Here is a 13,233-nt window from a genome sequence, read left to right as displayed (position 1 = left end):
ATAAAAAACGAAGAACCTCACCCCTCTCCTTAATAAGGAGAGGGGCGGGGGGTGAGGTCTTTGTGTAAGTAATTAAGCGGACTTGATATAACCTAATATATAGTTCTCAAAAAGCTTAAAAACTTTGTTGTCCAATGCACTAGAGAGTTTTGAAACAACAACAGTTCTTGGAACCCAGTCAAAAGATTTCGGCAAACCAAGTTTCAACCAAGGAACACTCTCTGTGTTGATGCTTGGGTTTTCTAACTCTTGGGCGACGAGAATGTTTCCAGAAATACGATGATGGGTGATACTGTGTGAAAACCTGCTAGAGAGTTCTAACAGTTGAAGATGTTCTAGAGACTGAATAACTCTCTTGATTTCTGAAGCTTCAGTAGCAGGAATTAATGGAAACCCAACAGTGTTTGAGAGAAATCCTTTTGTTCTGTAGGCGATCGCCACCGTATCTGTCGCCTTCCTCCAAAACACCAAAGCAAATAACTCCACATCCACGGTATCACGTCGTGGTTTTTTGGGAGGACAAATTTCAACACAATTGTCTGCAAAAGCCAAACACTCTTGCTGTATTGGACACAAAAGGCACAGAGGTTTTGATTTACGACAAACAGTCGCTCCCAATTCCATTATTGCTTGGTTAAAGTCACCAGGACGTTCCTCAGGAATCATTTGATCAACATGAGTTTGAATCGCTGCTTTCCCAGAAGAACTCCACACATCCTCAGATAAAGCAAGCAAACGACTCACCACTCGCACAACATTACCATCAACACAAGCGACTTTTTCGTTGAAACAAACACTCGCAATCACAGACGCCGTGTAAGGTCCACAACCAGGAATCTTCAGCCATTCATGGTATGATTTCGGAAAACGACCTTTAAGCTGCTCAACAATAAACTTTGCACCTTTGTTTAAGTTACGAGCACGAGCATAGTAGCCTAATCCTGACCAAAGTTGACGCAGTGTCTGTTCATCACAAGCAGCAAGATCGTGAATCGTGGGAAGGTGCTTAACAAATTCTGAGAATTTTGGTACTACCACAGCCAGAGTTGTTTGTTGACTCATGACCTCACACACCCAAGTGTGATAGATGTTGATTTTCTGACGCCAAGGCAATGGTCTGCAATGGCGATCGTACCACTCAAGGAGTTTCTTCGCACATTGATTCACTGTCCAACCTTTGTTCACTCCAAGATAAATCCTAGCAATGTCAAAACCCATCTCAATTCTGAGATGGGTTTTGTATAGTTATTTTACTAAAAATGAGAGCTGTTGCCTTAGAAAAGATTCATGATAGTAATCACACCAGCGCTGGTCAGCATGACCAACGCTCCCATAACTAAAGACTGGCTAAGTGCGTTTGGAGTCTTGGAATCGTTCATCTGTAGAATCCTTTAATCTCATCTTAAATATTCCATTAACAATATCAGTATTGCCACATATAGAAATGGAAACATAGTAAAACTTAAATAAGCTTCATTTATCTTAACAAATACAGTAGTTATCACTTAACTCAAGATTCATACCTACTGCCTCTTGGCAAAAATTACCGAATATGCTATCTACAAAAATCCGACCGATATATGTGTCTTTGTGATGTTAATATTGATTTAATAAAGTAAAAAAACCATTGGACTGGAGATAATTAATGACTGTTTCGCCAGCAACTAAAGCTCAAACTGCTGCTTTTGACCTAGATTTATTAAATCAGAAATTTGAAACCGCTCATCCAAAAGACATACTGGCGTGGTCTGTAGAGAATATTCCAACTGGACTCGTGCAAACCAGTGCCTTTAATGTAGATGACATCATCATCACGCACATGCTTTATCTGGAACTCAAGCACCCAGTCCCAGTGATATTCCTCGACACGCTGTACCACTTCCCCCAAACTCTAGAACTGGTTGCTAAAGCCAAAGAAGTTTACAATTTAGACTTGAAAGTTTACAAAACTCCAGATGTAGACACTCGCGAAGCCTTTGCGGCCAAATACGGCGAAGCACTTTGGGATAAAGATATTGCTAAATTCCACGAAGTTACAAAAATCGAACCATTGCAACGAGGTTTAGCCGAACTTCAAACCGTCGCTTGGATTACCGGACGTCGTCGCGACCAAGCTGTTACTCGTGGTAACATGCCCATATTTGAACTTGACAGCAACAACCGCATAAAAGTCAATCCTTTAGCGAACTGGACACGTAAACAAAGCTGGGCGTATGTCGCTGAACACGGCGTCATCTACAATCCCTTACACGACCAAGGTTATCCCAGTATTGGTGATGAACCCATCACGACCAAAGTCGGTGAAGGCGAAGATGAACGTGCTGGACGTTGGCGGGGTACTGGTAAGACTGAGTGCGGTATTCATATTTAACAAAATGGGAAGACGAGGTGATGGGAGATGGAGGAAAAGAAGAATTTCTCTTAACTCTCCCCCTCGCCCTCTCTTCTCCTCTGCTTACTCTACACCTGGTGCGATTAGAAAAAAGAATTTTTCAGTAAGTTTAGCGAGTGTTGTGGTTAAACTGTCGCTTTCTGGTAGAAAGCTTTCATCTGAGCCAACCATAAAGAGCGCGATTCATCCCAAGTGAAGAACATATGCCCACCTTGAAAATGTTTCACAGTCAGATTGGGACGAATCTCTGGATTTAATTTCATCAGATCTGCCAAATGTTTTGAGGCAAAATAATGAGTAACCAAATCAAACAATCCATGAGCGATGTAAACTTGCATATAAGGGTTCAAAGCCATCCCCGCGCGCAGATCGTCCACCGACCCTAGAAAGCCCTGCTTATTAAACTCGCCTTTAAGATCAGATTTCCAAGCATTGAATGTTTCTAAGTTCATGAGATGGTAAGACAAGTCGGTTTCAACGCCTAACGTGTCCCGCAAGTGACTGTTGATCGCCCCCGTAAACAGGCGATACAACCCATCAAGGGTGGGATCAGTGCCTTCATAAGTCATGCGATCGGGAAAAGGATCGATCGCCGTGATCGAAGCGTCGTACAGTCCCACAATCCGCTCTTCGTCTCGCAGCAGTTCCCTGGCAAAGTCTTCAATGCTTATCCTTCCTGCTTTTCTCTCAACAAATGTCACAGGTAAGCCGATTAACCCTGCCAGCTGCTGATAGGCAATCTGGCGCTCATTGGATGTCATGGCATCTCCCATCGCCAGAAGTGGGATGAGTGTTTTGCGGGCAAATTGTTCTGCAGCTGCTATGTGAGCTTGTAAATTCCCAGGTTCCCCTGCCCATTGGACACGATTGTGATGAGCAGCAACAGCGGCAAAAGAAGGAATCAGGGTTGCCCAAAATGTGAGGCTGTAATCACTACCCACCAGCACACTGTACTCCAAAGCAGGAGAGATGAGAATAGCACCGGAAAGACCAACGCCAAATTCCTGTTGCAGTTTGCGGGCTAACCTGGCAACCCGAAAGCCGCCGTAACTCTCTCCTGCAATGAAAATCGGGGACAGCCAGCGTTTATGACGAGAGAGAAATCGTTGGATGAATTCTCCCAGTGCTTTTAAGTCTCGCTCGACTTCCCAGAATTCTATCTCTTTGGGTTTGTCGGTCTCTAGAGTATTGGCTTTCTCGCTCTGTTTATCTCGGTCATCTTTGTCTTGAGGTAAACTACGACTAAAACCTGTGCCGATCGGATCAATGAACACCAGATCCGTAAAGCTTAGCCAACTTTCGACATTGTCCACTACCCGAACTGGAGGTTTGGGCAGACTACCACAAGCCCCGAAATAAACACGCTTCGGACCTAATCCTCCCATGTGCAGATAAGCGGAAGCCCCTCCAGGTCCGCCATTGAAGACGAAAGTCAGCGGTCGTTGCGATGCTTCTTTGACATCGGTTAGATAAGCCACATGAAACATTTCGGCAATGGGTTTTTCATGCTCAAACAGGGTTTGCCATTCGGCGATCGCAGTGTAGCGGATTTGCTGCTCGCCAAGTGATAGCGTCTGCTGAGTTATACTGGACTTGCGGGTTACGGGTGAGTCAGGAGTATCGGGCATCTTGTAGTAGTTGGTTAATGGGCAGTGCAAACTGGCAGTCGTGCAAAACCTTGTCTGGATAAGCTATTTATGAATCAAAGGTAAAAAAGCTTAATTCATTTTATTGTGTAACGTAACCGTATGATTAAAATCCTCCACCTATCCGATATCCACATGGGAAGCGGATTCTCCCACGGACGAATTAATCCTGAAACAGGACTCAATACACGCTTAGAGGATTTTGTCAATACCCTATCTCAATGTATTGACCGAGCGCTAGCAGAACCAGTAGATTTAGTTTTATTTGGCGGTGATGCTTTTCCCGACGCGACACCAGCGCCATACGTACAAGAAGCCTTTGCTGGTCAGTTTCGCCGCCTTGTCGATGCAAATATCCCTACAGTATTGTTGGTGGGAAACCACGATCAACATTCCCAAGGACAGGGTGGAGCCAGTTTATGTATTTACCGCACCTTAGGAGTTCCAAAAGTTGTGGTAGGTGATACCTTAACGACTCATCGCATCCAAACCCAAAATGGAAGTGTACAAGTTATCACCCTTCCCTGGCTAACTCGTTCGACGCTGATGACTCGCCAGGAAACCGAGGGTTTATCAATGGTGGAAGTCAATCAGTTACTGACTGAACGTCTGCGAGTTGTTCTAGAAGGAGAAACTCGCCGCCTTGATCCAAATGTGCCAACTGTTCTTTTGGGTCACTTGATGATGGATAATGCAAATTTGGGAGCGGAGCGTTTTTTAGCAGTTGGTAAAGGCTTTACGCTTCCTCTATCTTTGTTAACACGACCTTGCTTTGATTACGTAGGCTTAGGACATGTCCATCGCCATCAAAACCTGAATAAATCTAATGATCCTCCAGTGATTTATCCAGGAAGTATTGAGCGAGTGGATTTTAGCGAAGAAAAGGAAGACAAAGGCTACGTCATGGTAGAACTGGAGAAAGGTCGCGTGCAGTGGGAATTTTGTCCTTTACCAGCGCGGACTTTCCATACAATTGAGGTGGATGTCTCTAAGGTTGACGATCCACAGGCGGCGATTATGAAAGCTCTAGCTAAGCGTCACATTCAAGATGCTGTCGTGCGGCTGATTTACAAACTTCGTTCAGAGCAGTTAGATTTTATTGATAGCGCTTCACTGCATCATGCTTTAAGTTCAGCGCATACCTACACCATTCAACCAGAATTGGTTAGTCAGTTGGCTCGCCCCCGTGTTCCAGAATTAAGCGCAAGTCATAGTATCGATCCAATAGAAGCGTTAAAAACTTACTTGAATAATCGCGAAGATCTCAAAGACATAGCAGCATCGATGCTGGAAGCGGCGCACAAGTTGCTAGCGGATGATGTAGAAACATGGCTAGAAGGAACAATAAATGAGCAAGAGTCCCAAAATCATCTGTCGGTAGGCGGTAGAGATACTCAAGTCCCTTTACTGTAAAATTTAAAATTGATTGCTAAATAATCTGGCAAAATTGCAATATTCAAAAGCTCAGTGGTTAATTTTTCTTTCCACAGAGTGGTGAGACAAAAAAATAGTTGCCAGGTGGACCGTATATGTCCTTCTACCCTCAGATAAAACAGTTTCTACTCGGTAAAACATTACCTACAAGCGCTCACGCTGAAGAACGATTGAGTAATGCTGCTGCTTTAGCAGTGCTTTCATCGGATGCTCTTTCCTCGGTTGCTTACGCCACAGAAGAAATTCTGCTGGTTTTAGTGGTAGCGGGAAGTAGCACTCTTGGTTTGTCTTTGCCTATTGCTGTAGCAATTATTATTCTACTAGCAATAGTCGTGCTTTCTTATCGACAAACTATTCGAGCTTATCCCAAAGGCGGTGGTTCCTATATTGTTGCTAGGGAAAACTTGGGTCTATATCCAGGACTGGTGGCAGGAGGTTCTCTGATGATTGACTATATTTTGACAGTCACCGTCAGTATATCTGCGGGTACAGCAGCCCTGACCTCAGCATTTCCAGTCCTACAACCATTCACAGTCAGTCTTTGCTTGATTTTTATTGCTCTGTTAACCCTGGCAAATCTTCGAGGTGTGAAGGAATCAGGTAATATATTTATGATTCCGACTTATGCCTTTCTTGCTAGTATTTTTGTACTCATTGTCCTTGGTTTATTTAAACAAGCTACAGGACAAGTTGTGACAGAATATCCTAGCATTCCTGTCAAAGAAGGACTGAGTTTATTCTTCATTTTGAGAGCTTTTTCTGCTGGTTGTACCGCACTCACAGGAGTGGAAGCAATATCTGATGGTGTCCTGGCTTTTAAAGAACCAGAGTGGAAAAATGCCCGCCTCACGTTGCTCTACTTGGGCATTATTCTGGGTATTATGTTTGTCGGCATTACTTACCTATCTAACGTATATCATATTGTTCCTGAAGAGGGACAAACTGTGGTTTCTCAGTTAGGTCACGAAATTTTAGGTAACGGACCATTTTACTTTTTTGTCCAAGTTGTCACACTGTTAATTTTACTTTTAGCTGCAAATACCAGCTTTGCTGATTTTCCCAGACTTTGTTACTTTTTGGCACGAGACGGATTTTTGCCGCGACAATTAGCATTATTGGGCGATCGCCTAGTCTACTCGAATGGCATTATTCTCCTCAGCATCTGTGCAGCTATCTTGGTAATTATCTTCAAAGGAAGTGTAAATGCTGTTATTCCCCTGTACGCGGTGGGGGTATTCACTTCATTTACCTTATCACAAGCTGGAATGGTACGCCGGTGGTTCCATGAACGCACATCCGGTTGGCAAGCTAGTGCTTTAATGAATGGTTTGGGAGCTATTGCTACAGCTGTAGTTCTAGGGGTGATCATATCAACGAAGTTCCTGGGTGGAGCTTGGTTAGTTGTAGTAGCAATTCCTGTGGTTGTCTGGATATTTATAGCCATTCACCGCCACTATCAATACGTCGCGCAACGTCTAAGTATTGAAGGATTACCACCTCGCAGTTATACTCCAAGAGTCAAGCCGGAAGTTATCACTCACCCTGCTGTGGTTGTAGTAGGACAACTCAATCGGGGAACTGTAGAGGCTTTGGACTACGCACGCACAATTGCTGATGAAATTGTTGCAGTTCACGTAGATATTGGTTCTACAGAAGGAGAAAAACTGAAAGAACAATGGAGACAATTAGAGGCAGATATTCCTTTAGTCATTATCGAATCGCCCTACCGCTCTGTCATAAATCCAATTGTCGAATTTGTGAGTCAGTTTGAAGAACGTCATCGGGGTACTTACACAACTATTGTTATTCCTGCTTTTGTGACTCGCAATTGGTGGGAGAGTTTTTTGCACAACCAAACAACTTTGTTTTTAAAAACAGCTTTACGTGCTAAGAAGAGTCGAGTTGTGAGCACTGTGAGGTATTACTTGTAACTCACAATTCAATGAAATCTGAAACCCGGTTTCTCAAAGAAACCGGGTTTTTCTAACTTTTGGGAGGTAGAGACGCTCAGCTACTCTGGTGTAAATTTAAGATGAATTGACAAGTCTCTAGCAAAATTGCAGCCAGAGAAAACCTTGGTATATACTCTGGGCTGGTGGCAGGGGGTTCGCTGATGATTGACTATATTTTGACAGTAACAGTCAGTATATTTCTAGCTATTCACCGTCACTATCAATATGTAGCCCAACGTCTGAGTATTGAGGGATTACTGTCTCGCCATTATAACCCCAGACCAAAACCGGAAGTTGTCACTCACCCTGCTGTGGTTGTCGTAGGACAATTGAATCGGGGAGTTGTAGAGGCTTTAGATTACGTACGCACAATTGCTGATGAAATTGTTGCGCTTCACGTAGATATTGGTTCTCCAGAAGGAGAAAAATTCAAAGAACAATGGAAACAATTGGAAACAGATATTCCTTTGATCATTCTTGAATCGCCTTACCGTTCTGTGATTTCTCCTATTGTCGAATTTGTCAGTCAGTTTGAAGAGCGTTATCGTGATACTTACACAACAGTGATTATTCCTGTTTTTGTGACTCGTAATTGGTGGGAAGGTCTTTTGCACAACCAAACAACTTTGTTTTTAAAAACCGCTTTACGAGTTAAGAAAAGTCGAGTGATTACAACTGTAATGTATTACCTGTAACAGTATATTTTTCAAATTTAGTTTGTGATTATAAAAACAGGATTTCTTCGCTTTTTACTAGAAGAAACCTTTTTTTATCCTTTCTACGCTATTTTCATTTGTTTCCATACACCATTTTCAATCATTTACGTCTCTTAAATTGAGCATTTCCTACAAAAATTATAACTTAAAGTAGGAAAGATTGATAGTTCTTAAAATTTCAATTGGATGTCGTGTATGAAAACCACATATCAAGAGCAGCAAAAACAAACTGTTCTGATTACAGGAGCAGCTAGTGGAATTGGTTACGAACTGGCACAAAATTTTGCCCGTGATAATTACCATCTCATCTTGGTAGATAAAAACGAACAAAAGCTCTCTGAAGTAGCGGTTCAGTTGCAACAAAAATTCGGTTTTTTTGTCAAAAATATTGTCAAGGATTTATCTATTCCAACAGCTCCCGAAGAAATTTATACAGACTTGCAACAAGCATCCATAAAGGTTGATGTATTGGTGAATAATGCTGGATTTGGTAATCATGGCTTATTTTATGAAACTAACCTCACTGCTGAACTGAAAATGCTACAGGTCAATTTGGTGTCTCTCACTCATTTAACGAAATTATTCCTCAAGGATATGGTCAACCGAGGTCACGGAAAAATATTAAATGTTGCTTCAACAGCTGCATTTCAACCAGGACCTTTGATGGCGGTTTATTCTGCTACTAAAGCCTATGTCTTATTATTTTCAGAAGCACTCGCTAATGAGTTAAAAGATACAGGTGTTACTGTCACTGTTCTTTGTCCAGGACCTACAGAATCTGCTTTTCATGAAACAACCGGGATGGCTGACTCTCAACAGCTCAAAAACAAGAAGATGATGAGTGCAGAAATAGTCGCCAAGATTGGCTATAGTGGTCTAATGGCAAACAAAACTGTTGTGATTCCGGGTGTGAAAAATAGGATATTGGCTGAATTAGTAAGATTAACACCCAGAAAGCTTGTGACAAGAATAGTCAGAAGCATGCATGAGGTAAAAACTAAAGTGATATAGTTCATATAATTTTCATATGAAGATGCATAGAAAGAACCCCACCGCCGTTAACTGCCCTCCCCTTACTAAGGGGAGGTTTGGAGGGGTTAAAATAATGTGCAGCTATGGCACTTTAGGGGCAAGCTATCACAGAAAATTGGTATCACACACTTTTTACTCTAGGAGTTACGCAAAAACTCTTGGGTCGTTGACTTCCAATACGCTTGGTGATCAGCACACTTGACAGAAACCCGGTAACTTTTGCGAAACCGGGTTTCTCTGAGCAATAATTACTTTAATCGAACCGTATTAAATTCACTCCAATTTATTTCTACAACGCAGTCGTAATATTTGGTAATGTATTTCCATCTCCATTCACAAAAGCCCAACGACTAATCACGCGTCCTCCATTCGCCAAATTTCCTGATAACCATTGTGGGACAAAACCATACCCCCCTTCTTCCCATTGTCCCGACTCAATAGTCCAGAATTTTTTACCTTTATTTCCTCCATTGACACGCCATGCAAGGTTAGGGAAATAATATTCTCCTGCTTTTAGTCTGGCTAATTCTGATTTTAATTCGGGAATTGCACTTAAAGAAATCGCTCCCTCATAAATCGTCTTATTCCCAGAACGAGAAAACTTTATCTTACCTTCTACTCCGCCTGATGGACTCGCATTCATTTTCATCAAAGGTGGATTTTGTGTTGCATTGGTTGGATAATAACCCTGATGATTTGTACCAGGTGTACGATATCTCCACAACTCACTATTATTTTCCGTGCTATATGTCGCAAAAAACTCATAATCTACATCTGCAGCCAAAGCCTTTTCATAATGTGAGTGACCTTTTAACAAGTCGTCAGGATTATTTTTTGTACAATCAATATTAATGAATAGCCCATCTCTATTATCATCACCTTTCGCACCATCCACTCTATTTTTTCTAAACCATTCAAAACTAGGATTAAATGGAGGAAATGGAGCGTGATTATCATCAGCAATTTCGCCAGCAAAATATAAATTATTTGCATCCCATGCGACTTTAAACTTATATGCACTATCACCCATACTTGTCGCAATAACATCAGACCAGTCGTTCAAATTTCCATCTATATTTATTGTTTTCTTTGGAGCATATGCTGATTGGATTTTCCAGGAACCTGTTTGGGGTGAGGATTTCCCATTCATTGATAATGAGTAGCTAATGTTATAATTATTATCGCTATTTGTAGAGAAAGAATTAATAGGAAAGCTTATAATTTTCTGTTCGCCAGGTTGTAAATTTTCAAATTTTAGACTATTTGTAGATAACTTCCATCCATTCGGAGGAGTTATTGTTAATGTTCCGCTCCGAGGTTTATTGACGACATTCTCTACTTTGAACTCAATTGTTCTACCTTGTCTAATAGGTCCTGATAAAGATAATGCAGTAACTTTTATTTCATTTTTTAATCGAAAGTCAGCATTTTGTAGTATCTGTTTTAATTTTGAAGCTGGCATATCAGCTACTATATATACGACTTCTACGGGATTCAAAGGAATTTTACTCACATCTTTTATTTTATTTCCTCTGTAGTCGTAGACTTGTATACCTGCTCCACCAAGAGATAGAGTACCAGAATATTCATCAGAAGGAACATTACTTTTAGCCTGACTACCTCCATTTGGATTCCAGGGATTACCTATATCACCATAAAATGGACCATTGACAAATACTGCTGCTCTAGCACGATTATCTGCTGAATAATCGTTTTCAAAAACTATTCCCCACATTGATTTGGAACGAGGAAAGACATCATCCACTATTTTGGTTCCTTCCAAAATCCGAGTCATCGTTTTATATGCATCCTGTGCAGCATTATTATTTTTGATATCGTGCATTCCATGCCCACTCCAGTTAAACCAAAAAGCTCTTACAGGTCGTTGAGCATAATGACCAGCTAACATATGTAGGAGGAAACTGGAGGGTATCGTACGGGCTACCCATATATCTTGATTTGAGGAGAACATATCACGAAATGTTCCAAACTCTGTTTGCCAAGCCCCTGCTTTACCCTGCGTTTTAGAAAATTTCTTATCCAATGTTAATTGCATCAATGCACTATGAAAAGTACTTGGACTAGGAAAAGCATATGCATGGTTTACAGAACCATCTACATATCCTGTGTCGTTTCCCTTTGCATACATAACATCTCTGTTATAGGCTAAAGAACCTCCACCAATTAAATTCACATTTGGAAAATCAGCTTTTACCTTATTCCAAATTCGTTTAATCATATCTCTGTATTCTTCAGCAGAACCACCATTCCATGCCCACTCATCAACCCACGGTTCATTCCAATGTTCATAGTAAGGCATTAAATCATGAGTAGCCGCTACCCAGTCATAAAATTTTTGTACATAAGCATCCATATTTCTCGGAGGCCCTAATTTGTCCTTCTCTTTCCAATCTGTTGGATAAAAAGGAATTTGTAACGAAGATACGCCATATTTTTTTAAAGCGTTTATCCTCTCTCTAAGAATCTTAGGATCACCATTCCAAGGCTCAAACTCCACTTGTATACCACGAGTCCATTTGACTCCAAGCTCTTGAGCTATTTCACCTATCATTTTTGGATCAGTATAACCAAAGTCTAAACCAAAAGGAGAGTTGGGAGCTAATCCAGTGTATCTTGGAGGTAATTGTGCATCACTTTTGAAACTCAATAATAAGCACAAAAAAATTGCAAGAGCACTTCTACTCAAGTACTTAAAACCTAATTTGAAGTTGATTGTTTGTTGTTTTTTCATAGAAATTTGAGATTCATACGAATTCTGGAGTCCACTTGCACTCAATACTTACTCTTCCATTCTTGGCGTTCTATGCCCTGCGGGCACGCTACGCGAAGGCGACGCCAGACGCAGCCCGGTGGGAGAACGCCAGGTGCTTCAACGGGGGGAACCCCCCTTCGGGTTCGCCAGATGCCTACGGCGGGAAACCCGCCTGCAGCACTGGTCTCACCGCAACGCACTGGCTCCCCTCCTGCAGCGCTGGCTCGTCTATGTCCTCTTGTCCACGCTGCGCGCTTGGCGGTTCGTCTCATAAACATTCAGTACACATCAATCGAAAATTAGTATCAGTGTAACTGCATTCTAAATATAGACTGAAAGTATACTTTTAGGCGAAAATAAAGTTTTTGCAACACAATCATTGATTCAGAACTGTGTCAGAACAATTCACGCCGGAATTTTCCCATCCTCGTCAGCGACTACCTGAGCAAAGATGGCAAATTTACTCTCAAAAAATAGAATTGGCGCGAGAAATGGCGTCAGCGACGAATCTACCGCCTTTAATCAATCAATTGTTAATTAATCGGGGTATTGAAACACCAGAACAAGCACAAGTTTTTTTAAATTCAGGAGAGTTAATTTTGCCTTCGCCTTTAGAAGACTTTCCTGATTTAGAAATGAGTCTAGAGTTATTACAATCGGCGATCGCCACTCAAGAAAAAATCGCGATCTGTGGTGACTACGATGCTGATGGGATGACAAGCACTGCTTTACTTTTGCGTGCTCTTCGTTGGTTGGGTGCTCAAATCGATTATGCTATCCCTAGTCGAATGCATGAAGGGTATGGTATTAATAAACGCATTGTTGAAGAATTCCACAGCGAAGGTGTAGCATTAATTCTGACTGTAGATAATGGAATCTCAGCTTTTGAACCAATTGCTAGAGCTAGAGAACTTGGTCTAAAAGTTATTATTACCGACCACCACGACATTCCTCAACAATTACCAACAGCGCACGCCATTCTCAATCCTAAACTGATACGAGAATCTTCTCCTTATCGAGGTATTGCTGGTGTTGGTGTCGCCTACGTTTTAGCTATATCCCTTGCTCAAAAATTGGGACAGGCGAATGATGACATATTAGCTTCGATGCTGGAACTGTTTACGTTGGGAACGATTGCAGATTTAGCTCCCTTGACTGGGGTAAACCGCCACTGGGTGAAACACGGTTTGCAGCAGTTACCCAAATCTAATCTCCCTGGAGTGCAAGCTTTGATTCAAATGTCTGGAGTGCAGATGAGTCAGGGAGATGGGGAGGTGGGGAGATGGGG

9 protein-coding genes are annotated in these 13,233 nt (G+C 41.8%); 6 read left to right on the top strand and 3 right to left on the bottom strand.

The window, feature by feature from the left end; translation table 11 throughout:
- Positions 1–72: 72 nt before the first annotated feature.
- On the bottom strand, positions 73–1,218 hold the full coding sequence (locus tag DP117_RS15250; RefSeq protein ID WP_169219148.1) for an A/G-specific adenine glycosylase: 1,146 nt from the start codon (positions 1,216–1,218) through the stop codon (positions 73–75).
- A gap of 427 nt (positions 1,219–1,645) precedes the next feature.
- Here DP117_RS15250 and cysH point away from each other — a divergent pair, with 427 nt between their 5' ends.
- Complete coding sequence (gene cysH, locus DP117_RS15245) at positions 1,646–2,371, top strand: phosphoadenosine phosphosulfate reductase (RefSeq protein WP_169219147.1); 726 nt, start codon at positions 1,646–1,648, stop codon at positions 2,369–2,371.
- 146 nt (positions 2,372–2,517) lie between these two features.
- Here cysH and DP117_RS15240 read toward each other — a convergent pair whose 3' ends face one another.
- Positions 2,518–4,020: a peptidase S10 gene (locus tag DP117_RS15240; protein WP_169219146.1), complete on the bottom strand. Its 1,503-nt coding sequence runs from the start codon at positions 4,018–4,020 to the stop codon at positions 2,518–2,520.
- 120 nt (positions 4,021–4,140) lie between these two features.
- Between DP117_RS15240 and DP117_RS15235 the strand changes: the two genes are divergently transcribed.
- From DP117_RS15235 to DP117_RS15220, 4 genes are all read left to right on the top strand, one after another.
- Positions 4,141–5,451, top strand: coding sequence for an exonuclease SbcCD subunit D (locus tag DP117_RS15235; protein WP_169219145.1), 1,311 nt, complete (start codon positions 4,141–4,143; stop codon positions 5,449–5,451).
- Between the two features lie 116 nt (positions 5,452–5,567).
- Entirely contained in the window at positions 5,568–7,403 is a 1,836-nt protein-coding gene (locus DP117_RS15230; protein ID WP_169219144.1) for an APC family permease, read from the top strand.
- A 182-nt stretch (positions 7,404–7,585) separates the two neighbouring features.
- A complete protein-coding gene (locus DP117_RS15225) occupies positions 7,586–8,119 on the top strand; it encodes a hypothetical protein (protein WP_211176123.1) in 534 nt (177 codons plus the stop codon).
- Between the two features lie 216 nt (positions 8,120–8,335).
- Positions 8,336–9,151, top strand: a complete 816-nt coding sequence (locus DP117_RS15220; RefSeq protein WP_169219143.1) for an SDR family oxidoreductase — start codon at positions 8,336–8,338, stop codon at positions 9,149–9,151.
- Positions 9,152–9,461: 310 nt separating this feature from the next.
- On the opposite strand, the gene DP117_RS15215 is transcribed toward DP117_RS15220, so the two are convergent.
- Positions 9,462–11,924: a hypothetical protein gene (locus DP117_RS15215; protein WP_169219142.1), complete on the bottom strand. Its 2,463-nt coding sequence runs from the start codon at positions 11,922–11,924 to the stop codon at positions 9,462–9,464.
- Positions 11,925–12,337: 413 nt separating this feature from the next.
- Between DP117_RS15215 and DP117_RS15210 the strand changes: the two genes are divergently transcribed.
- On the top strand, positions 12,338–13,233 hold an 896-nt coding region (locus DP117_RS15210; RefSeq protein ID WP_339381254.1), incomplete at its 3' end, for a DHH family phosphoesterase.

This window comes from Brasilonema sp. UFV-L1 (assembly GCF_012912105.1).
Lineage (GTDB): Bacteria > Cyanobacteriota > Cyanobacteriia > Cyanobacteriales > Nostocaceae > Brasilonema.
This window is presented reverse-complemented; position numbering and strand designations above follow the sequence as displayed.